Genomic DNA, 22,130 nt, shown 5'->3' on the forward strand with positions numbered 1-22,130 from the left:
CGCCCACCTGAAAAGCAAAGGGCAGGTCGAGTCGGCTTCCACCGGCCTGCCCTGCCCTCCAACAGCTTGGAATGAAGCCTTGCTTCAGCCCTGCGCGGAGCGGGGCTTGCGCGAGGGCTTCTTCGTCGTCGCGATCTCCAGCGACAGGTCCATGGCCCGCGCCGAGTGCGTCAGCGCGCCCATCGACACGAAGTCCACGCCCAGCTTCGCCAGCCGGGGCAGCCGATCCAACGTGACGCCGCCCGATACTTCGATGGGCACGCGGCTCGCCGTCAGCTTCACCGCTTCGCGGATCTGCGTGTCGTCCATGTTGTCCAACATGACGACGTCCGCGCCCGCGGCGATGGCCTCCTCCAGCTGCTTGAAGTTGGTGACCTCCACTTCAATCTTCACCAACCGGGGACCATTCAGCTTCGCGCGGCGGACCGCTTCCGTGATGTCACCACCCACGGCCGCGATGTGGTTGTCCTTGATGAGGATGCCGTCGAAGAGGCCGAAGCGGTGGTTGGACGCGCCGCCCATGCGGACCGCGTGCTTCGCGAGGCCCCGCATGCCCGGCGGCGTCTTGCGCGTGTCCAACACCCGCAGCTTCGACCCCCGCACGGAGGTCATCGCCTGCTGGGCCAGCGTCGCGATGCCGGCGGCGCGCTGCACCAGGTTGAGCGCGGTGCGCTCGGCGGCCAGCAGCGAGCGCAGCTTGCCGTGGACGCGCGCGGCGACCACCTTCGGTTTGATCTCCTCGCCGTCGCGCTTGAGGACCTCCACCTCCACCTCCGCGTCCACCATGTGGAAGACGCGGACGAAGGCATCCAGGCCGGCGACGATCATCTGCTCCTTCGCGACCAGCTCACCGCTGCCCTCCGCGTCGGCGGGGACCACCGCCAGCGAGGTGACGTCCCCCGCCGCGCCCAGGTCCTCGTCGAGGGACAGCGCGATGAGCCGATCGAGATAATCCTGCTGCACTTCCGCCTCCTACTCCTACCGGCGCGCCTTGCGCGCCGGCTTGCCCCGGGTGGTCTTCTTCGCAGCGGCCTTCTTCGTGGCGGTCTTCTTCCCCGCCGCCTTCTTCGCGGAGGCCTTCTTCGCAGGGGCCTTCTTCGCCGCCGGCTTCTTGCCCGCAGCCTTCTTCCCCGCTGCCTTCTTCGCGGCCGGCTTCTTGCCCGCGGCCTTCTTCGCGGCGGTCTTCTTCCCCGCCGCCTTCTTCGCAGGGGCCGTCTTCGCCGCCGGCTTCTTGCCCGCGGCCTTCTTCGCCGGAGACTGCTTACCAGCGGCCTTCTTCGCCGGAGCCTTCTTGCCCGCGGCCTTCTTCGCGGAAGCCTTCTTCACCGGCTTCGCCGAACCCTCCGGCGCCTCGCGGGCGTCGCCGCCCTCCTTGGCCCGGTCGAACTCGCGCATCGCGTCGTCCACGAGGCCCATGCTCATGTACGCGACGCCCAGGTCGTGGTGATCCGCCGCGGACAGCCCTTCCTTGGTGCCTTCGCGCAGCTTGTTGAGCGCTTCCTCCACCACCGGATCCGCAGGCTGGGGCGCCTGCGCGGCCTCCTCGGCCTCGATCTCGCCCTTCAGCTCCTGGCCCAGGTTCACTTCTTCGCCCTTCGGTGCCGACGGCTCGGTGGCCACCTTCACCTGGGCGCTCTCGGGCGCGATGGACTCGGACGCTTCAGGGGCTTCGGACTCGGTGCTGCCCGGCAACGGCGACGGCGTCTCGGACATGGGGGGCTCCGGGGCGATGCGCTGGAGGTGATCCTGCAGCTTGACCGAGCGCTCCTGGAGCTCCGCCACCCGGGCCTTGTCCTTCTCCACCACATCCGGCGGAGCACGGGCCACGAAGTTGGGGTTGTCCAGCTTGCGCTGCAAACTCGCGAGTTCCTGCTCGGAGCGGGCGATCTCCTTCTTCAGGCGGTCGCGCTCCGCGTCCAGATCCACCAGGCCCGCCAGGGGCACGTAGATCTCCAGGTTGCCGCTGACGAACGCCGCCGCCTGCGGAGGCTTGGCGCCCGGAGGGCCCACCACCACCTCGGACAGGCCCGCGAGCGGCATCAGGTACGCGCGCCACCGCTCCAGCAGCTCGCGCGTCGTCGCATCCGGGCTCTGCACCACCGCCTTCACCTTGGCGGACGGCGGCAGGTTGCTCTCGCCGCGCAGCGTGCGCACGCCCTCGATGGCCGCGATGACCGGCGCCATCTCGCTTTCCGCGGCCGCGTCCACCCACGCCGTCTCCAGCTGCGGGTACGCCGCGATGCAGATGCTCTCCGTGGGACGGGACATCGGCAGCTTCTGCCAGATCTCCTCGGTGATGAACGGCATGAACGGGTGCATCAGCCGCAGGATGCGGTCCAGGCACGTCACCAGCACCGCGCGCGTGGTGTCCTTGGCCTCCGCGTCGTCGCCATACAACGAGCCCTTCGCCAGCTCGATGTACCAGTCGCAGAACTCCGCCCACAGGAACTGGTACAGCGTGGAAGCGGCTTCCGCGAAGCCGAACGCCTCCAGCGAGGCGTGCGTCTCCTGCGTGGCCTTCTGCAGCCGGGAGAGGATCCACCGGTCCGCCAGCGTCAGCTTGCGGCCTTCCAGCGGCGTGCGGTCCAGGCTGAAGTCGCCCATGTTCATCAGGGCGAAGCGGCTGGCGTTCCACAGCTTGTTGCAGAACGCCTTGTAGCCACCCAGGCGGTCCATCGACAGCTTGATGTCGCGGCCCTGCTGCGTGAGCGACGCGAGCGTGAAGCGCAGCGCGTCCGCGCCGTGCGCGGGCATGCCCTGCGGGAAGCGGTTGCGCAGCGACGGCTGCAGCGCGTCCGCCTTCGCGCCCAGGATGACGTCCAGGGGATCGATGACGTTCCCCTTCGTCTTGGACATCTTCTCGCCCTTCTCGTCGCGCACCATCGCGTGCAGGTACACGGTGCGGAAGGGCACGTCGTTCATGAAGTGCAGGCCCATCATCATCATCCGGGCGACCCAGAAGAAGATGATGTCGTGGCCCGTCTCCATCACGGACGTCGGGTAGAAGGTCTGGAGATCCGCCGTCTGCTTGGGCCAGCCCAGCGTGGAGAACGGCCACAGCGCGGACGAGAACCAGGTGTCCAGCACGTCCGGATCCTGCGTCAGCTCCGTGCCGCCACACTTGGGGCAGGACTCCGGCACCGTGCGAGACACGATGACGTCCGCCGTGTCCTTCGAGCGCGCCTCCGGGGGCGTGCACGCCGTGCAGTACCACGCGGGGATCTGGTGGCCCCACCACAGCTGGCGGCTCACGCACCAGTCGTGGATGTTGTTCATCCAGTGGAAGTACGTGTTCGTCCAGGACTCGGGGACGAACTTCGTGCGGCCCTGCTCCACCGCCTCGATGGCCGGCTTCGCCAGCGGCTCAATCTTGATGAACCACTGCGGCGACAGGCGCGGCTCCACCACCGTGGAGCAGCGCTGGCAGGTGCCCACGCTCAGCTTGTGCGGCTCCTCCTTCTCCAGGAGGCCCAGCTCCGTCAGGTCCGCCAGCACCTGCTTGCGCGCCTCGGTCCGGTCCAGGCCCGCGTACTTGCCGGTGTCCTTCGTCATCCGCGCCGCTTCGTCCAGGATGGACAGCATCGGCAGCTTGTGGCGCAGGCCCGTCTGGTAGTCGTTGAAGTCGTGCGCGGGCGTGACCTTCACCACGCCGGTGCCGAACTCCATGTTCACCAGCTCGCCGTCCGCGATGACGGGGATCTCCCGGTCGGTGAGCGGCAGCGCCACGCTCTTGCCGATGAGGTCCTGGTAGCGCGGGTCGTCCGGGTGCACGGCGACGGCGGTGTCGCCCAGCAGCGTCTCCGGGCGCGTCGTCGCCACGGTGAGGAAGCGCTCCGTGCCCTTCACCGGATAGCGGATGTGCCAGAGCGAGCCGTTCTTCTCCTCGTGCTCCACTTCCAGGTCGGAGAGGGCCGTGCGGCAGGACGGGCACCAGTTGATGAGCTTCTGGGCCCGGTACATCAGGCCCTCTTCGTACAGCCGGACGAAGACCTCGCGCACCGCGGCCGAGGACTGCTCGTCCATGGTGAAGCGCTCGCGGCTCCAGTCCAGAGACGCGCCCAGGTAGCGGTGCTGTTCACCGATGCGCGCGCCGAACTTGCCCTTCCACGTCCAGACGCGCTCGAGGAACGCCTCACGGCCCAGGTCGTGGCGGCTCTTGCCTTCCGTCTTCTTGAGCTCCTTCTCCACGACCATCTGCGTGGCGATGCCCGCGTGGTCCGTGCCCGGCAGCCAGAGCGCGTTGAAGCCGCTCATCCGCTTCCAGCGCGTGAGGATGTCCTGGATGGTGGCGGTGAGCGCGTGGCCGATGTGCAGGCTGCCCGTCACGTTGGGCGGCGGCAGCACGATGCTGAACGGCGGCTTGGAGGAAGGGGCTTCGGCGCGGAAGTAGTCACGCTCCAGCCAGTGGTTGTACCACCGCGCCTCCACTTCGGAGGGCTCGTAGGCCTTGGACAGTTCAGTCGTGTCAGTCATTGCAAGCGGCCGGCCCCCGACGGGGCCGGCGGGGAATCAGGGGGGACTGCGAATCAATGCTGGGTCTCGCGGTCCTTGATGAGCCGCTCCAGCTCTTCCCGGATGATGGTCTCCGCCAGCTGCGGAACGACCTCCCAGGCGATCTTCTCGATGACCTCGCGGGACGCCTTCGACAGCGCCTCGCGGAGCAGCGCCTCGCCGCCATCCGCGGCCGGACGGGCGCGCGCGGGCGGAGTGGCCGGCGAGGGTCCGCCGATGTCCAGGGAGATCTCCTCCGCGCCGGTGGGCTCGGGCAGCGAGTCCTCGATGCGGATGCTCTCCGGACGCGCCTGCACGGCGGCGGGAGGCGCGGACGGCGCGCCCAACCCGAACGGATCCCGGGCCCGGGCGGCCGGAGGCACCGCGGCGGGCGGAGGCGCGGCGGGCAGCGGCGCGGCGCCCGGCGGACGCGGGAAGCCACCCGGGATGTTCGGAGCGCCAGGGGCCGGAGGACGCGCGGCCATGCCCGGAGGCGGCGCACCCGGAGGACGCGCGCCCGGAGGCGGCACGGCGCCCGGAGGAGGACGCGCACCCGGCGGCATGGCGCCCGGCGGCGGCGCACCCGGAGGACGCGCGCCCGGAGGCATGGCGCCCGGAGGAGGACGCGCACCCGGCGGCATGGCGCCCGGAGGCGGCGCACCCGCGGGACGCGCACCCGGAGGAACCGCGCCCGGCAGCGGACGCGCCGCGCCCGGAGGCGGAGGAACGCCAGCACCCGGAGGACGCGCGCCCGGAGGCGGCACGCCCGGCCCCGGAGGACGCGCACCGGGAGGCACGGCGCCCGGAGGCGGCGCACCCGCGGGACGCGCGCCCGGAGGCGTGGCGGCGGGCGGCGCGGCGGCCGGGGCCACCGGAGCGGCGGTCTGGGGCAGCACGCGCGTCGCGGCGGACGCGGGCATCGTGTTGGACTTCTGGCCCACCAGGGCCTTCACCTTGTCGAGCAGGATCTGGCTCTCGAAGGGCTTGGTGATGTGGTCGTCCGCACGGGCGGCCTTCGCGCGGTTCTCATCGAACGCCTCGAAGGTGCCGGCGAGCAGCATCACCGGGATGGCCTGCGTGGAGGGGTCGCTCTTGAGCGCCTCGCAGACCTCGTAGCCGCTCTTGCCCGGCATCATCACGTCGGCGAGCACCACGTCCGGACGCAGTTCGCGCGTGCGGGAGATGGCGTCCAGCCCGTTGTCCACCGCGGTCACCTGGAAGTCTTCCGTCGCGAAGATCATCCCGATCACCTTGCGGATGGTGAGCGAGTCGTCGGCGATCAGTAGATTCTTGGGCATCGGCTCCGGCCTCGGGGGGCGCATACCCCCCTGAATTCGTTTGAGATTTCGGGCGAGCAAGCCTGCCTGCACGCCCTGTGTCAATCGGAGAAGCTTAGGATTCGCGCGTTGAGCCGATCAAGAAAACATGCGCTGCAGGTCCAGTAACATCACCGGATCCGGCAGCCCCGGCGCCCGGAACGTTCCGGTCAGCTCGGCCGGCTTGAACTTCTGCAGCACGCCAAGCACCCGGGTGGCCGCCAGCCCTACGTTCCGCCCGGCCAGCTCCGTGAGGACGAACAGGTCCTCCACCCGGGCCGGCGCCCCCAGCAGCGCCGGAATCGAACAGATGGGCCACAGCGCCTGCGCGTGCGGATAGACGCCCGCCACCGGTCCGCTCTGCACCGGGAGCACGCTGAACGCCTCGCCCCGGGGCACCACCTGGGAGACGCAGCCCAGAGGGACGCCGAACAGCACGCCCTGGGACTCCAGCACCAACGCGCGCTCCGGGGGCTCGTCCGCCCAGTGCACGGGCCGGGGCTCCGGCGGGGTCGCCCGGGGGCCCGCCCGGTGCGGCAGCGCCTCCACGATGAGCTCCAGGTACAGCCGGTCCTTGTGCAGCACCGCGCCCCGGCTCAGGGGCGCCAGCGAGTCCGCCAGGCCGGGAGGCAGCAGGAAGAACGGATCCCGCGCGACATCCGCGACCTCCACCACGGAGCGCACCCGCACCGCGAGCGTGGGGCTGACGTCCAGCACCACCACCATGCCCGGCACGTCCTCGGGCGGTCCGCCGAGCAGCGCGGAGAGATCCTTCACTTCCAGCACGCCCCGCAGGCTGGCGCCGCGTGCGCCCGGCATCGCGACCTCGATGACGGACGTGGCCTCCACCGCGTAGCGCGTCTCACCGGCCTCCACCAGCAGGCAGAGCCGCCGTCCGCTTTCAAAGGGCGACACGGCGGGGACCCTAGCAGCGTTCCAGGGTTGGGTGCTAAGCCCTGAACAGTCATGGCGCGACTGCTCCTCGTCGACGACGAAAAGATCGCCCGCAACCTCTACGGCGACTACCTCACAGCCGCGGGACACATCGTCACGGCGGTTCCCACCGTGGCGGATGCGAAGGCCGCCCTCGCCGCGGACCGGTTCGACGCGGTGGTGACCGACCTCATCCTCCCCGGCGGCGACGGCATGGAGGTCCTCCGCCACGTGCGCGAGCGCTACCCCGGCGTGGAGGTGGTGGTCATCACCGGCCTGGACAAGGTGGCCCCCGCGGTGCGCGCCATCAAGAGCGGCGCGGCGGAGTACCTGGTCAAGCCGGTGGCGCCGGAAGCCCTGCAGCACGCCCTGCGCCGCGCGCTCACCACGCGCGACCTGATGCGCGAGAACGCGTCCCTGCGCCAGCACGTCGCGCTGCTGGAGGCGGGGCAGCGCATCGCCACCACGCTCGACCGCGACCGGCTGGCCGCCGCCACCGCGGACGCGCTGGAGTCCATGGCCAACGCCTCCGCCGTCATGCTCCTGGAGCGCGACCCCGCCGCCTCGGGCTTCCGCTCTCACGGGATGCGCGGCCTGCCGGAGGACCTGCACGAAGCGCTGGTGCCGCAGCTCACCGAAAGGCTCACGGGCACGCGCACGCCGCAGTCACTCGACGGCCTGCAGGTGCCCTGGCCGCGCACCCTCACCTTCCCCGCCGTGGACGGCGACACGGTGCTGGGCCACGCGGTGCTCTTCCACGACAGCGCTCCCGCGGAGCACCACGTGGAGACGGTGAGCTTCCTCGTGCGCAACTGGGCGCTGGCCCTGCGCAACCTGGGCCGCTTCGCCGCCGTGGAGGACCTGGCGTACGTCGACGACCTCACCCGCCTGTTCAACACGCGCTACCTGCACCTGGTGCTGGACCGCGAGGTGAACGAGGCCCTCCAGACGCAGCGGCCCTTCTCCCTGCTGTTCCTGGACCTGGACCGCTTCAAGGCCATCAACGACACGCACGGGCACCTGGTGGGTTCGCGCGTGCTGGTGGAGGCCGCGCGCGTGCTCAAGGGCTGCGTGCGCGACCCGGACGTGGTGGCGCGCTTCGGCGGCGACGAGTACGTGGTGCTGCTGCGCGGCACCGACTCCGGCGGGGCCCTCAAGGTCGCCGAGCGCATCCGCCGCACCATGGAGACCCATCAGTTCCTGGGCCGCGAGGGGCTGGCGCTCAAGCTCACCACCTGCATCGGCGTGGCCAGCTTCCCGGAGCACGCCCAGGACAAGGACCACCTGCTGGACCTGTCCGACCGGGCCATGTACCGGGGCAAGCGCGGCACCCGGAACGTCGTCTACATGGCGGCGCAGGACCTGGAAGCCACCCCGGCCGAGCGCCGTCAGAACCCGCCGCCCTCGCAGGGCTGACGGGCCGTCCCGCGTTACTTGCGCAGGCTGCCCACGGTGAGGCGCTTGGGCAGCTCCACCTCCGCGGGCTCGCTGCCGCCGCCCTCGCCCACCGCCTCCACCTCTTCGTGCGATGCGCCGGTGGTGATGAGGCGGTACTTCTGCGACGCATCGCGGTCGTGCTGGGCCTGCTCCGGATCCAACCGCGCGATGAGCTGCCAGAACAGGGCGGCGTGCTCGCGCTCCTCGTCCATCACGTGCCGCAGGATGGCCTTCGCCTCCTCGTTGTCCGTCGCATCCAGGTGCGCGGCGTAGAGGTTGATGGCGTCCAGCTCCGCCTCGATGTTGAGCCGGATGGAGCGGGCCAGTTCGGAGTCCGTCAGCTTCCGGGGTACCAGCGAGTGGAACGGGTTCGTCTGCGGCATGAGGGCCTCTGCGACAAGGAGAGTCCCCAGCAGGCGAGCGGGCAGCGTGCGTCCCGGCAGGCTCGGCTGGAGGGCGTTCGCGAGCATCCGTTCGGTCGCGAGCGGGGTCAACCGAATCCCGCTAGGGGTGCGTTGCGCGTGAACACCCGCGTCCGCCATGCTCCTTCGCATGGAGACCCCCTCGCCGCTCGCGCAGCTGCTCCAGGCCCTGGACGCGGGGGACCTGGACAAGGCACGCATCGCGGCGATAGCGCTGCAACGCGCCAACGCCCATACCCACCAGGTCGCCGCGGAGGTCCTCCACGAGTTGCGTCAGCCCCTCCTGGGCGCGAAGGCCTACGCCCAGCTGCTGGCCGAGGAAGGGGGCTCCAGCGGCCCGCTGAAGCTGCTGCTCGCGCAGGTGGAGCGGATGGAGCAGATCGTCTCCGACTTCATCCGCCTGGCCAGCGAGCGGCCAGCCCCGCAGCAGCGCCTGTCGCTGGCCGCGCCCATCTGGGCCGCGGCGAAGGTGTTCAGCGTCAACCCGGACTCGGCGCGCATCTCGCTGGAAGTGGAGGCCCCCGAGGACCTCACCATCCAGGGCAACGCGCGGCTCATCGAGCAGCTCACGCTCAACCTGCTCAACAACGCGCGCGACGCCATGTCTGGCCGGGGCCGCGTGAAGGTGACGCTCGCGCGCGACGGCGCGTCCGCGGCCCTCTACGTGTCCGACTGGGGCCCGGGCATCCCGGACGAGCTCAAGACGCGCATCTTCGAACCCTACGTCTCCGCCAGCAAACGCGGCACGGGCCTGGGGCTCGCCGTCTGTCGCCGCATCGCGCAGGAGCACCACGCGCAGATTGCCCTGGTGCCGCCGACGACACTTCGCGAGGTGCCGCCCCCGGCCACGGTGTTCCGCGTGCTCTTCCCGCCCACGGACGCGCCCCGCCCGCCGCGCAAGCGCCTGCTGGTGGTGGACGACGAGGGCATCATCCGGATGGTCTTCAAGGACCTGATGGACAAGGAGTGCGAAGTGATTGAAGCGGCCACCGGCGAGGCCGCGCTCGAGATCCTGCGCTCGTCGCGCGTGGACCTCATCGTCACGGACAAGAACCTGCCCGGGCTGTCCGGCCTGGAGCTGGCCCAGCACGCACGGAAGCTGGACCCCACTTCGCGCGTCATCCTGATGACGGGCTACCCCTCGCTGGTGACGACACAGCAGGCACTGCAGCTGGGCGTGGTGGACTACCTGCTCAAGCCCTTCGACGACATCCGCCAGGTGCGCGCGCTCCTGCGCCAGGCGCTGTACACGCCGGCGGCGCCGCCCGCCCCGGTCCCCAGCGCCGCCATGCGCCGGGTGGACGTGCTGGAGGACAATCCGGCCACGGCGCGGTTGATTTCAGAGGCGCTGGCGCTGCTGGGCCTGGAGTCGCGCGTCGTCGCGGGCGCGGAGGTGGCCGCGCTGGAGCCGCCCGTGGGCGTGGTGGTGTCGTGGGACTTCGCGCCGGCCTACGGCAAGAAGGCGCTGGAATTGGCCCGGGGCCTGAGCCAGGGCGCGCCCTTCGTCGTCCTGGCCGAGCACCTCACCATGGAGACGGCGCTGGCGTCCCTGCGCGCCGGGGCCGCCGCGTGCCTGCCCAAGCTGCTCTCCGACACCTCGGCGCTCAGCCGTGAGCTGGGACTGGCCTTCAAGAAGACCACGTCCTGAAAAGACTCCGGCCCCGGGCGCCCCGCGTCGCGCGGAGCCCACCGGGGCCGGAAACCCTACCTACCGAGCTACCGAGCCTGGAAGCGGCTCAGTAGTCCATGTCGTCGCCGCCGTACTCCGGCATGGCGCCGCCGCCCGCGCCGCCCTTGGCCTTCTTCTTCGGGCGCTCGGCGATCATCGCCTCGGTGGTGAGCAGCAGGGACGCCACGGAGGCGGCGTTCTGCAGCGCGGTGCGCTCGACCTTCGTCGGGTCGATGACGCCGGCCTTCTCCAGGTCCTCGTAGGTCTCCGTGCGGGCGTTGAAGCCGAACGCGCCGGTGCCGTCCTTGACCTTGTTGATGACGACGGCGCCTTCGACGCCGGCGTTGCTGGAGATCTTGCGCAGGGGCTCCTGGAGCGCCTTGCGGATGATGTCCACGCCGAAGTCCTGCTCGCCGCCCAGCTTCAGGCCGTCCAGCGCCTTGAGGCTGCGGATGTAGGCCACGCCGCCGCCAGGGACGATGCCCTCTTCGACGGCCGCGCGGGTCGCGTGCAGCGCGTCCTCCACGCGGGCCTTCTTCTCCTTCATCTCCACTTCGGTCGCCGCGCCGACGTTGATGACCGCCACGCCGCCCACGAGCTTCGCCATGCGCTCCTGGAGCTTCTCGCGGTCGTAGTCGCTGGTGACCGTTTCAATCTGGGTGCGGATGAGCTTGATGCGGCCCTCGATGTCCGCCTTCTGGCCGGCACCGTCCACGATGGTGGTGTTGTCCTTGTCCACCGTGATGCGCTTGGCGCGGCCCAGGTCGTTGAGGGTCAGGTTCTCGTACTTGTGACCCAGCTCCTCGCTCACCACCATGCCGCCCGTCAGCGTGGCGATGTCCTTGAGCATGTCCTTGCGGCGGTCACCGAAGCCCGGCGCCTTCACCGCGGCCACGTTCAGCACGCCGCGGATCTTGTTCACCACCAGGGTGGCCAGGGCCTCGCCCTCGATGTCATCCGCGATGATGAGCAGCGGCTTGCCGGAGCGAGCCACCTGCTCCAGCACGGGGATCATGTCCTGCATCGACGAGACCTTCTTCTCGCTGATGAGGATGTAGGGGTCGTCCTGGACGACCTCCATGCGGTCGCGGTTCGTGACGAAGTACGGCGACACGTAGCCGCGGTCGAACTGCATGCCTTCCACCACGTCGAGCGTCGTCTCCAGGCCCTTGGCCTCCTCGACGGTGATGACGCCCTCCTTGCCCACCTTCTCCATCGCGTCCGCGATGATGGTGCCGATGGTCTCGTCACCGTTCGCGGAGATGGTGCCCACCTGCGCGATGGCCTGCTTGTCGGACGTGGGCTTGGAGAGCTTCTTCAGCTCCGCCACCACCACCTCCACCGCCTTGTCGATGCCGCGCTTGAGGTCCATGGGGCTGTGGCCGGCCGCCACCAGCTTCAGGCCCTCCTCGTAGATGGCGCGCGCCAGCACCGTCGCCGTCGTGGTGCCGTCACCCGCCTTGTCGGAGGTCTTGGACGCGACCTCCTTCACCATCTGCGCGCCCATGTTCTCGAAGCGGTTCTCGAGATCGATCTCCTTGGCGACGGTGACGCCGTCCTTGGTGATGGTGGGCGAGCCGAAGCTCTTTTCGATGACCACATTGCGGCCCTTGGGACCGAGCGTCACCGCGACCGCATCCGCGAGGATCCGAACGCCGCGCAGGATGGAATCGCGCGCGGACTGATGGAAGAAGATTTCCTTCGCTGCCATCGTAACCTCCGATAATACTTGGGGAATTTCTACAAATGGGGATGGCCGTTAGCACTCGGCCATGTCGAGCGCCAACATAAGGGTCGCATCGACGATGTCAACGGAAAGGGGCAGGCGTGTGGGCCTGAGGACGCCTTCTGGCCCGCCCGGGTGGGGGGTTCAGGCGGCCTGGGAAGACCCTACTCCGCGAAGCGCACGAGGTTGAGCAGCTGCCCCATGTCCAGGGGCTTCTGCAGGGTGATGGCGACGCCCTTGCGCAGGCCGCGGTCGGAGATGTTGGCGTCGTTGCTGGCGGTCATCATCAGGACGGAGATGTTCTGGAAGCGGGGGTCCGCCTTCAGCATCTCCGTGAAGTGGATGCCGTCCAGGTGGGGCATCAGGTAGTCGGTGATGACCAGCCCCACGGGATGACGCTCCATGATGTCCAGGGCCTGGAGCGCGTCCGACGCCGAGAACACGGTGTAGCCATGCATCTCCAGATAGCGAGAGAGCATGGTGCACAGCTCGTAATCGTCGTCTACGACCAGGATGTTCACGGGGTTCGGGCCGAAACGGGGCGCTGGAAGGTAACAGCGACGCCGGTCGTTGACAACGCGAAGGACGGCTTCTTAGCTGCCTGCCCGTATGGCGAAGCGCACGGCGAACCAAGGGGAGGCGCGAGGCGTGGACGCGCGACTGGAGGGGGTGGCGGACGCCTTCGAGGCGCAGGACTTCGAGGCCGCGCTCGCCAGCGCTGACGCCCTGCTCCGGGACGTTCCGGACTCACCAGAAGCCCTGCACTACCGGGCCGCCGCGCTGGTGGAGGTGGGCCGCCTGGAGGACGCGGGCAAGGCCTACGGCGCCGCCCTGAAGATGGCCCCGGAAGACCTGGAGATCCTCTTCGGCGCGGCGGAATTCCTCGTCTGCCGCACGGGCGAGGACCGCGAGGCGGTGGAGGAAGGCCTGGAGTGGTGCGGCCGCGGGCGCAAGCTGGCGCAGAAGGCCGACGACGTGGAGCTCGTCTACGAGTTCCTCCTCCTGGAGGGCATGGGCCTCAACCAGCTGGGGGAATGCGAGTCCGCGCTCAAGAGCCTGGACCAGGCGCTGACGCACATGCCGCGCTCGCCGGACGCACAGCTGGAGCGGGGCATCGCGCTGTTCGAATTGTGCCGCTTCGCGCCCGCGCAGGAGTCCTTCGAGCGGGTGTTGAAGGACACGCCGGAAGAGGCGTGGGCGCATCACTACCTGGGGCTCATCGCGGAGCGGCGCAAGGATGCGCGCGAGGCGAAGAAGCGCTTCGCGCGGGCGCAGGTGCTGGCCCCGGAGGAGCTGCCGCCGCCGGTGGCCCTGGAGGAGGCGGCGTTCGACCGCGCGGTGGAGGACGCGATGCGCGCCCTGCCCTCGCAGGTGAAGCAGTACATGGACAATGTGACGTTGGCGGTGGAGGACCTGCCGTCGGATGAAGACCTGCTGGGTCAGCAGCCGCCGCTGTCGCCGTGCATCCTGGGGGTGTTCCGGGGCACGCCCGTGGGCGAGCGCAGCGTGATGGACGCGGCGGATCACTTCCCGCCATCCATCGTGCTGTACCAGAGGAACCTGGAGCGTTTCGCGCGCACCCGTGAGGAGCTCATCGAACAGATTGGCATCACGGTGATGCACGAAGTCGGTCACCTGATGGGTCTGGATGAAGACGACCTGTGGGAGCGGGGGCTGGACTAGCGCCGTTCTCCCCTGCCCTGATGCGCGCCATGCAAGCATGGACGAGGCTGGGGCTGATGGCGGTGCTGGGCCTTTCGGGCTGTACCGGCGGCGGCAGCGACGAAGAGCCGCGAGTGTGTCCCCAGGTGGTGGTGTTCGCGCGTTCGGACACCGGCACGTGCGAGGCCTACCCGACACCGTGTGACGTGCCGGAAGGCTACGTCGCGTGCTGCGGTGGGCTCTTTGGCGGCTGCGTGACGGACGTGTCCGGGACGAAGTGCGTGGATGATCCGACGGACACGTGCCAGCCCGGGGCGGCCGCGGACTGCCCGGGCATCTGCCAGTAGGCCCGCGTCAGGCGGCGCGCGAGCCCTTGTCCTCGAAGTAGGCGCGGCGGGCGCGGGCGCAGGTGGGGCATTGCCACTGCACAAGCGTCAGGTGGCGCTCGCCCAGGACGACGGCCTCGTGGCGGAGTGAGTCCTGTGGGGCTTCGCTGGTGGCTCCGCAGGCGCAGCGCAGCCGGTTCAGCGTGGACAGCAGCTCCTGCGGGCCGGTGATGGGGATGGCGGACCAGGCGCTGTCACCCTGGTGGTCGGCGTCGAACTTGCGCGCGAAGGCGCGGCGGCGGCCCCAGGCGCGGCCCTTCCGCCAGAGCTCCGCCGGGCCTCCCTGGGCGATGACAAACCAGAGGACGAGGCACGTCGCGATGACACCCAGGAGGAGGGCGACGGCCTCACCGGACGGCGGTGGCGGAGCGCCGCGGCGGGACGTACGGCTCCCGAGCCGGATGTAGTAACCGCGCTGATCCACGGTGGCGCGCACGGCCTTCACGTATTCGGCGATGCGTTCGGGCGGCACGGCGTCCGCTGTGCTGCGGTAGCGGTAGTCGAGCACCAGCGTCTTCCCGTCGGCGCGGGTGTCGGCCTCGAAGTGGAAGGCCGGACCGTCCACGACGTCGTGGTCGGCGCCGTCGTGGAGGGGCTCTCCGGACTTCAGCGTGATGCGGTGGCGGGCGAAGACGGGGTGCTCCACCTCCAGCGGGAAGGCGCGGCGCGAGTAGCTGGGCTCGGAGAGGTATTCGTGGAAGGTGTGGGCGCTGAAGTTCCGGCGGGCGTCGGAGGACCAGAAGTCCTCAATGCGGTAGTGCTCGTGCACGACGAGCACGTTCTTCGCGGTGTCGTCGTCCACCGTCATGGGCTTCGCGACGGAGATCTTCGCGTCCTTCTTCGCGTAGTAGTTGAGGTAGTAGCGGGACACCTCGGACAGTGACGTGCCAGCCAGCATGCGGCGCATGGAGTTGGCGGACCTGCCCGTACGGGTGGTGACGACGTCGAACGTCGCCGGCCCGTCGCGGTTCGCCGCGACGTAGGTCTCATCCACGAACACGGAGGGCTCCGTCAGCGTGGGCGCGGGGATGACGGAGAGCGCTGTCGTGCCGGGGGCGACGATGAGGGCCCGGCCGTAGGGCGGCGGCGCGTAGCTGTCCAGCCCGCCGCGCTCCAGGGTCGATGTGGGATCCACCCACAGCTCGCGGCCGGCCACGGTGGCGTGGACGATGGCGTGGTCGAACGCGTTGGCGGTGGGACGCCAGCCGTCCAACAGCTGCGTGAGGTCCGTGTTCACGAGCGCGGGCTGCGCGTCGATGCCCAGGCCCTTGAGGAGCGCCACCAGCAGCAGCGACTTGTCCTTGCAATCGCCGAAGCGGCGCTGGAGGACCTCTTCGGGCGGATGGGGCTGGTGGGAGTTGGGACCCATCTCGATGCCCAGGTAGCGCACCTCGTCCTGGACGAAGCGCAGCGCGGCGAGGAAGCGCGCCTCGGGCGTGGGCTCCGTGGCGAGCCGGCGGACCTCCTGCTCCACCGCCTTCGAACGCGTGGGCACCTGGAAGAGCGCCGAGGCCCAGCGCGCAACGTCGTTCCAGTCCTTGTACTCGCTGAGCTGGACCCACGGGTAGACGGGCTGCCAGCCGGGGACGTTGTCCTCGGAGCGGACGGCGGGCACGTGGTGGCGCTCCAGGATGATCTCGCGCTCGGCGCCCAGGATCGCCTCCGAGCGCGACAGGCCCGGCGCGGCGAAGTCCCGGACGTAGAGCGAGCGCCCTTCCGGCCACAGCAGCCGGTAGGCGAAGTGGCCCACGGGAAAGGGCTGGCCCACGGGGACGACGTCGGAGAAGCGGCCACCGAAGACGGGGTTCGCGCCTTCGATGGTGTACGCGACCTCCACGGTGTCGCCGACGCGCACGTCGCGCAGGAAGGGCACCACGGAGAGGGTGCCGTTGTAGAGGCGGTTCTGGAGCTCGGTCTCCTGCTGGATGACGCGGGCTTCAGCGGGCTGGAAGAGGTCCTCGCGGTGTCCTTCGCGGATGCGCCAGATGCCGTGGACGGTGAGCTTCTGGTACGTCGGGTCGAAGCGGATCTGGATGTCCGTGACGGGGTCGATGCCCTGCGGCGAGAGGACCTTCCGGGCCGAGTGCAGATAGTGCTCGCGCGAATGGCCAGACACGCGCACCTGTTCCTCCATCAGCAGCCGGGAGACGCTGGTCTCTTCCTCACCCGCGGGCGTCGGGCCGGAGTCCGGAGGAATGGGAAGCGGCTTCACCCACGAGGCGGGAGGGCCGACCCGGAAGGGCAAGGCCGCCGTCGCCGCCCGCGCGGCCCCGGCGCTCAAGGACAGACACAGACACAGCAGCAGGACGGATGCCGGCGGAAGGCCCGGTGCCAGGAGGACGGAACGGAAGATTCGGCGCATGGCGGAAGGGCACGCATCATGAAGCCCGGATGACGCGCCGGGCAAGACGCTCCCTGGGACGGCGAGCGGGCGTCCCGCTTCATTCACCAGTGAAAACCGACATGCGCGCCAGGTCTGGAATTGCCGTGACCCGGGCTAGGGTTTCGGCCGTCAGGTGGGAGTCCAAGGAGGCTTGGAATGGTCAACATGAGGCAGGTCGCGACGCGGCTGAAGAGTGCGCTCCTGGCGGACCCGGAGCGCTTCTACACGAACGAGACGGGAGCCTGGGTGGCGGGGATGCCGGCGCCCCAGGACATCCGGGTGACGACGGGCCGTGAGCCCTTCTGGATCAACCTGGGCTACTGGAAACACGTGGAGAAGGTGGACGACACCAACGTGGAGCGCGTGGGGGAGTTGTTCCGGTCCGCGCAGGCGGAGATGGCGCGCCTGTTGGCGAGGACGGCGAAGCTGGGGCCGGGTGACGCGGTGTTGGACTGCGGCTTCGGGTACGCGGATCAGGACCTGCTGTGGGCGGAGGAGTTCAAGCCCGCGAGCATCGTCGGGGTGAACATCACGCCGAACCAGGTGCGGGTGGGCCGGGAGCGGGTGAAGCTGACGGGGCTGGAGGGCGTGGTCCGGCTGGAGGTGGGCTCCGCGACGGCGCTGCCAGGGGGCGAGGGGGCGTTCGACGTGGTGTTCGCGCTGGAGTCCGCGATGCACTTCCGGACGCGGCAGGACTTCCTGCGCGAGGCCTTCCGGGTGTTGAAGCCGGGAGGCCGGCTGGTGATGGCGGACATGGCGCAGAAGACGGACCGCGAGTCGGATGCGGGCCTGCGGCAGCGGCTGCGCTACCGCTACTGGCGGGGGTTGATTGCCTTTCCGGAGGCGAACGTCTGGTCGACGGAGCGCTACCTGTCGGAGCTGCGGCGGGCGGGGTTCGGGGACGCGAAGGTGGAGTCCATCGCGGACGACGTGTACCCGGCGGTGAACACCGCGATCGTGGCGCTGCGGGGCATGACGCAGTTGGAGCGCAAGCCGGGGAGCACATCGCTGCACCAGGTGCGCGCGGACGTGCACCGCGCGATGCGGATGACGCCGGAGCAGCGCCAGTGGACCGCGCTGTTCAACTGCGACGAGTACGCCGTGGTCTCCGCGCGCAAGCCGTGACCGTGGTTGACGGACCGGGGCGGAGCGGCGGTAATCGCCCTCGGTAGGGCCTCCGGACCTGGTGGCCGGCCCGGTCTTCAAAACCGGTGAGGGGCTGCGAGAGCAGTCCCTGGCGAGTTCGATTCCCGTGCCCTACCGCCACTTACGCAGCTTCAACCGCCCTGGCTGCCGCGGATAAGGTACGAATCTTGGTACGGAGTTGGTACCGATTTGCCGGTGCCCGGCTGCCCTCTGTACCAGGGCGGCATGACCAAGAAAGTCCGCCTGTCCTACGAGTTTTCCGCAGTTCAGCACGCCATTCAGTGTGCTCAGTTCCTCGCCATGCTCCTCCGCGATGACGGGATGCCCAACCCCGAGTACGCCCAGGCTACGCCAGGGGCCGTGGTTGGCATCCTCATCTTGGTCGAGGAGCGGTTGACTCTCTTGCACCGGGCTTTAGAGGGCAATGCGAACCCGGCCGTGCTCCATGCGCTTCATAACGAAGCAGAGGATGAACGTGATAGCGGCCAGGGCATTGTTCTTCAGGGGTGGACCGAAGGCCCGACGCACGCACCATAGAGAGAGGAGTCCAATTTGCCCCAGGCCTTGAATGCAGGCAGGGAAACAACTCCCGATCCTAGTTGATGCCCGAGCCATAGCGGTGATGGACTTGGCATCACCATGACCCTTCCCTGGGGCACTCCGGCGCTCATCGCAGTTCCTGGCACCCGGCTCCCTTCCCTTAGTCCATCCGGGGGGGGCAAGCCGGTGTGCATATCGGGTGGTGGAACTGCCCCCTTGATTGCCTTTGCGGCGAAAATGTCACTATCTACATCCAGCGGGGTCAATCACGGCGTACAGATGTCTTTACCCCACTTCCCAGCCACCTAACAAGCACCTGAAGCGCTACGCATAAGGCACCCATCACCCAAAGGAATCCCCAGTGACCAAAATAATTTCTTGCGTCAACCTCAAAGGAGGCGTTGGAAAAACCACTCTAGCCGTAAATTTCGCAGCCTACTGTGGCGGCGAAAATCTCAAGACGCTACTCATTGATCTTGATCCTCAGACAAACGCTACATTCTCATGCCTAACCATTGATGAATGGAAGACGCACGCCAAGACGCATGGTTCTGTTGCCGACCTACTTGGCGCTCGCAACCACACCAGCGCAGAAGGCACCAAAAAAGAGGCCAAGTCCGTCATAAAGAAGGACGTTTTCCCAAATGTGGACCTCATCCCGTCGCATCTAGATCTGTTTACTGTCGATCTGGATTTAGCCGGAGTCGCTGGGCGTGAACGACGTCTCAAAAAAGCCATCAAACCGATTCAAGATCAATACGACATCATCGTTTGCGACTGCCCTCCAAATCTCACAATTCCGACACAGAACTCACTGGCCGTAAGCACTCACTATGTCGTCCCAATTTCCCCAGACTATCTTTCAACCATTGGCGTAGGCATCCTGCTAAGCAGAATAAAGACGCTTTCAGAAGACCTGGACAACGAGCCGGAGCACGCAGGCATAGTCATCTCGCGAGTCGGGAGGTATGCCATCCATCGCGAAGAGACAGTTGCCGCAATGCGACAAATATTCAAGAAGGACGTTCTATCCACCGTAATACACGACCGCGTAGCCGTGTCTGAAGCAACAGCAAAACAGAAGTCGGTCTTCGACTGGACTAACGAACAGGCCAAGGACGAGTTCAGGTCCGCATCGAAGGAAATCCTCAAGCGCATTGGAATCACAAAATGATGTCCCACGACCTCGCTTCTGCCCTCCAGTTTTTGGCCAAGGCACTCAGGGCTGCGCCTAATGTTGAAATCAGCCAGCTGGATTTCTCAAAGCAGAAAGACCGCATCATGACCAGCCAAGGTTTGGCGCTAAACCTGTCAACCTTGGCCGAACTGTCGCGAATTGAGCGACAGCAATGGGCATCACTAATTGAAGAATATCAATTCCCCATCGAGATACGCACTCGGGATGCCTCACGGGATATTCTCGGAAAGCTTCTCCGATATCTGGAAGAAAACGCTGAAGCACGCGAGAAACTAAAGAAGTCAGCTACTCGCGGACCTGCTCAAGCCTCGCCCGAAGTCATGCGCGCTCTAACCTCACTGCTAGATCCCGATGAGTGACCTGCTCGACGAAATCGATCACAACTTCGCTCAGTTCTCCAAGGCATGGAAGGATGGCCTCGAAAAGTCAATCATCTCCCTCGACACTCAATTCGACAGATTTCGCAAGAACTACAGGCGAATCACATCGCTCAATGCTTGGCGCGAAGACATCATCCTGCAAAAAATCAGCGAAGAAGCGAGCCTATTCTTTCTAGAGGCACAGAACGATGCGCTTGTCTCACATGCCCTGGCGCGCATGGGGTCATGGCGCTCCTCATTGAAGGCACTGCGCAGTTGCATCGAAAACGTCTTCTACTGCCTTTACTACAGTGACCATCCGGTTGAGTTTCGCCAGTGGGAGGAAGGCAGCCACAGGCTCCAATTCTCGGAGCTTCTTGCCTATTTTAGCGCGCATCCCGACATCAAAAATATTCCAGACGACCTATCAGCACTGCCTACTCTCAAAACAGAATACGGGACTCTTTCCAAGGCGGTTCATGGTTCTGCCAAAATCTTTCGCATGACCAAGGGAACCGACTCGACAGTCCTGTGGAATGCCGACATGCCCAGCCTCGGAGCGTGGCAGACCAGAGAGATTGCAGTTCTGTCTGCCTTGAATCTCTTCCTTCTGGGCTTCTTTCAAAGGCATCTACAAGGAACAAGTTACCCTGGCCTTCGTGCTGCTGTATCCCTAACCCTCCCCGATAAACTACTCCCTAAAGTTCAATCTGGCCTAGGCATTCACCTTCCCAAAGTGTAAATTCATCGTCAGCATCCACGCGGCTGAGACAGCTTGCCGGTGCGCGCAGACACCAGATTCTTTGCCAAATTCCTATGTGGACCGAAATCTGATGCCCAACATGGTGCTGCGCGGTGGATGCGCTACCGGCGTAGCGCGCACCAGAATCCGGCCATCGCGCGTACCATCAAAGAAAAGGCGGAACTCACGGGACGGCGACAAGAAACCTCGCGACTGTAAGCAAAGCGCTCCTTCCAAAAGCTCGTGGAGGCCTCATAATCTCTCCAATGCTCAGCAGCGAGGCCATGACCGTGAAGTAGTCTTCGCGATCAAATCCTTCACTGTGGACGATATTGTTATTGCACCGGAAGCGCAGGAAGCTGCGGCCGCACTCGTGCGCTATGATGCCCTCCCATGCCAAGCATCAAAGGAAAGTCTCCGATCAGGGGCAGTCCGCGCGTATTGTCGATTGAGTCGGACGGCGATCCGAACTGGCTTCGCGTCCGGATCCGTCCACCGAGTCCACAAGTAGGAACGGGCTGGACGATTCGAGTCCGCAAAGCCCATTTAAAGAACTTCATCAAGAGTCTCCAACAGTCCTTGCTCGGCCCATGATGAAGGAGCGTGATGGTAGGTCCGGATCGTACTTTAGATGAACGCACGCAGGAGGAACTCCACAGACCCGCGACATTCCCCGCTCCAGAGGGAAATCGGCCTCCCCTCAAGCCCAACGGGTACTTGGCTGCTCGAGGTAGTGCGGCTTCAGAACAAGTGAGGGGTGCTGAGAGAAGTCCGTGGCGAGTTCATTCCCTCGCTTACCGCCAATTCCTCTCCAGCCCCTCTGCGGGACACGAAAACGCCTCTCAAGCCGCAATGGCAAGCAACACACCGACGGGTAGGAACCGCTCGCCCAGGACCGCCGCGTATCGCAGCAACATCGTGGGGTTCTTCACGGCAATTGACAAACACTCTCCCCAGCGCCCGGCGTGCAGGGGTTCGCGGAAGCGGGCATCCACCAGTTCGTCCCGCTTGCGCCTCCGGTAGCTTTCCAACGCCTCGACGATTTCGCCGTGGGTCTTCGCATCCATGTCTTGGATGAGCGCGTCCGTCATCTCAAGGATTTGAGAAAGACATCTCACGGGGCTGGCGATGAGGGAGTCCCTTCGGGCCCGGTAGAAATACAGGGCCTCGTGCGACACCACCATCCTGGCGGAGGCCAGCAGGCAGCGGAGCAACATCTCGAAGTCCTCGCCGGCCCGGAAGGCGGGGTTGTAGCGGACTCCGCTCGCCGTGAGGAATTCGCGGCGGAAGAGGGGCTTCAGGATGCCGAAGTCATCCGTTGCCATCTTCAGCGCGGAGACCTCGAACGGACTGTCAATGCGCCCCAACCGCTCGGCGTGCACCGTGAAGAGCGTGGACTCCGGCTCGTGCGTCCCCTCCCCTACGAGCAACAGGTCGTCACAGACGATGTCCGCCTGGCGCTCCTCCGCCAGCGCCAACAACGTATCCGTCCGGCGAGCGACGTGACCGAGCCTATTGCAGAGGGACGGGGACCGTGCTCGGCGGTGGTCGCGAGCCTGTGAGAGAGCGGGCTGACGGGGCGGACCTGAGCAGGGGGGCTCAGGACGAATCGGCGGCGCGAAGGCGCTTCCACTCGTGCGGCAGCAGCTCTCCGATGCGGGCGTTCGGGTGCGTCTGGACGCGCAGCAGCACGTCGGCCAGGTACTCCTCGGGATTGACG

At 67.2% G+C, this 22,130-nt stretch carries 19 protein-coding genes and 1 tRNA gene; 10 read left to right on the forward strand and 10 right to left on the reverse strand.

All coding sequences use genetic code 11. From position 1 onward, the window contains the following. Positions 1-84: 84 nt before the first annotated feature. From nadC to D7X32_RS07660, 4 genes are all read right to left on the reverse strand, one after another. On the reverse strand, positions 85-963 hold the full coding sequence (gene nadC / locus D7X32_RS07645; protein WP_171446906.1) for a carboxylating nicotinate-nucleotide diphosphorylase: 879 nt from the start codon (positions 961-963) through the stop codon (positions 85-87). Positions 964-978: 15 nt separating this feature from the next. Next, positions 979-4,473: a valine--tRNA ligase gene (locus tag D7X32_RS07650; protein WP_120601842.1), complete on the reverse strand. Its 3,495-nt coding sequence runs from the start codon at positions 4,471-4,473 to the stop codon at positions 979-981. Positions 4,474-4,526: 53 nt separating this feature from the next. Next, on the reverse strand, positions 4,527-5,789 hold the full coding sequence (locus D7X32_RS07655; RefSeq protein WP_120601843.1) for a response regulator: 1,263 nt from the start codon (positions 5,787-5,789) through the stop codon (positions 4,527-4,529). Positions 5,790-5,906: 117 nt separating this feature from the next. Beyond that, a complete protein-coding gene (locus D7X32_RS07660) occupies positions 5,907-6,722 on the reverse strand; it encodes a chemotaxis protein CheW (RefSeq protein WP_120601844.1) in 816 nt (271 codons plus the stop codon). A 51-nt stretch (positions 6,723-6,773) separates the two neighbouring features. Between D7X32_RS07660 and D7X32_RS07665 the strand changes: the two genes are divergently transcribed. After that, positions 6,774-8,156, forward strand: coding sequence for a GGDEF domain-containing protein (locus D7X32_RS07665; protein ID WP_120601845.1), 1,383 nt, complete (start codon positions 6,774-6,776; stop codon positions 8,154-8,156). A 14-nt stretch (positions 8,157-8,170) separates the two neighbouring features. On the opposite strand, the gene D7X32_RS07670 is transcribed toward D7X32_RS07665, so the two are convergent. Then, the gene (locus D7X32_RS07670) at positions 8,171-8,560 is read right to left on the reverse strand and encodes a demethoxyubiquinone hydroxylase family protein (RefSeq protein WP_120601861.1); all 390 of its coding nucleotides are present in this window, start codon (positions 8,558-8,560) and stop codon (positions 8,171-8,173) included. Positions 8,561-8,729: 169 nt separating this feature from the next. Here D7X32_RS07670 and sinK point away from each other — a divergent pair, with 169 nt between their 5' ends. Continuing rightward, entirely contained in the window at positions 8,730-10,247 is a 1,518-nt protein-coding gene (sinK, locus tag D7X32_RS07675) for a hybrid histidine protein kinase/response regulator SinK (protein ID WP_158625627.1), read from the forward strand. Between the two features lie 88 nt (positions 10,248-10,335). On the opposite strand, the gene groL is transcribed toward sinK, so the two are convergent. Beyond that, the gene (gene groL / locus D7X32_RS07680; RefSeq protein WP_120601847.1) at positions 10,336-11,979 is read right to left on the reverse strand and encodes a chaperonin GroEL; all 1,644 of its coding nucleotides are present in this window, start codon (positions 11,977-11,979) and stop codon (positions 10,336-10,338) included. Positions 11,980-12,158: 179 nt separating this feature from the next. Continuing rightward, positions 12,159-12,515 (reverse strand): response regulator, encoded by a 357-nt coding sequence (locus D7X32_RS07685; protein WP_120529801.1) that lies wholly within the window; start codon positions 12,513-12,515, stop codon positions 12,159-12,161. An 88-nt stretch (positions 12,516-12,603) separates the two neighbouring features. Between D7X32_RS07685 and D7X32_RS07690 the strand changes: the two genes are divergently transcribed. Then, positions 12,604-13,677: a metallopeptidase family protein gene (locus D7X32_RS07690; RefSeq protein WP_208752344.1), complete on the forward strand. Its 1,074-nt coding sequence runs from the start codon at positions 12,604-12,606 to the stop codon at positions 13,675-13,677. Between the two features lie 29 nt (positions 13,678-13,706). Beyond that, positions 13,707-14,003, forward strand: coding sequence for a hypothetical protein (locus tag D7X32_RS07695; protein ID WP_120601863.1), 297 nt, complete (start codon positions 13,707-13,709; stop codon positions 14,001-14,003). Between the two features lie 7 nt (positions 14,004-14,010). Here D7X32_RS07695 and D7X32_RS07700 read toward each other — a convergent pair whose 3' ends face one another. Then, the gene (locus D7X32_RS07700) at positions 14,011-16,404 is read right to left on the reverse strand and encodes a DUF3857 domain-containing protein (protein WP_120601848.1); all 2,394 of its coding nucleotides are present in this window, start codon (positions 16,402-16,404) and stop codon (positions 14,011-14,013) included. Positions 16,405-16,581: 177 nt separating this feature from the next. Here D7X32_RS07700 and D7X32_RS07705 point away from each other — a divergent pair, with 177 nt between their 5' ends. From D7X32_RS07705 to D7X32_RS44890, 6 genes are all read left to right on the forward strand, one after another. Continuing rightward, complete coding sequence (locus D7X32_RS07705) at positions 16,582-17,550, forward strand: SAM-dependent methyltransferase (protein WP_120601849.1); 969 nt, start codon at positions 16,582-16,584, stop codon at positions 17,548-17,550. 42 nt (positions 17,551-17,592) lie between these two features. Then, a tRNA-Sec gene (locus D7X32_RS07710) sits at positions 17,593-17,691 on the forward strand. Between the two features lie 105 nt (positions 17,692-17,796). Beyond that, on the forward strand, positions 17,797-18,108 hold the full coding sequence (locus tag D7X32_RS07715; protein WP_147450069.1) for a hypothetical protein: 312 nt from the start codon (positions 17,797-17,799) through the stop codon (positions 18,106-18,108). Positions 18,109-18,472: 364 nt separating this feature from the next. Next, on the forward strand, positions 18,473-19,285 hold the full coding sequence (locus D7X32_RS07720) for a ParA family protein (RefSeq protein WP_120601851.1): 813 nt from the start codon (positions 18,473-18,475) through the stop codon (positions 19,283-19,285). Further along, on the forward strand, positions 19,282-19,668 hold the full coding sequence (locus D7X32_RS44885; RefSeq protein WP_147450070.1) for a hypothetical protein: 387 nt from the start codon (positions 19,282-19,284) through the stop codon (positions 19,666-19,668). The genes D7X32_RS07720 and D7X32_RS44885 overlap by 4 nt, the downstream gene beginning before the upstream one ends. Next, a complete protein-coding gene (locus D7X32_RS44890) occupies positions 19,661-20,410 on the forward strand; it encodes a hypothetical protein (protein ID WP_147450071.1) in 750 nt (249 codons plus the stop codon). Before D7X32_RS44885 ends, D7X32_RS44890 begins: the two co-directional genes overlap by 8 nt. Before the next feature lie 842 nt (positions 20,411-21,252). Here D7X32_RS44890 and D7X32_RS07725 read toward each other — a convergent pair. Beyond that, positions 21,253-21,888, reverse strand: a complete 636-nt coding sequence (locus D7X32_RS07725; protein ID WP_147450072.1) for a hypothetical protein — start codon at positions 21,886-21,888, stop codon at positions 21,253-21,255. Positions 21,889-22,009: 121 nt separating this feature from the next. Continuing rightward, on the reverse strand, positions 22,010-22,130 hold a 121-nt coding region (locus D7X32_RS07730), incomplete at its 5' end, for a transposase domain-containing protein (protein WP_147450065.1).

Origin of the sequence: Corallococcus carmarthensis, from assembly GCF_003611695.1 — a bacterium.
Lineage (GTDB): Bacteria > Myxococcota > Myxococcia > Myxococcales > Myxococcaceae > Corallococcus > Corallococcus carmarthensis.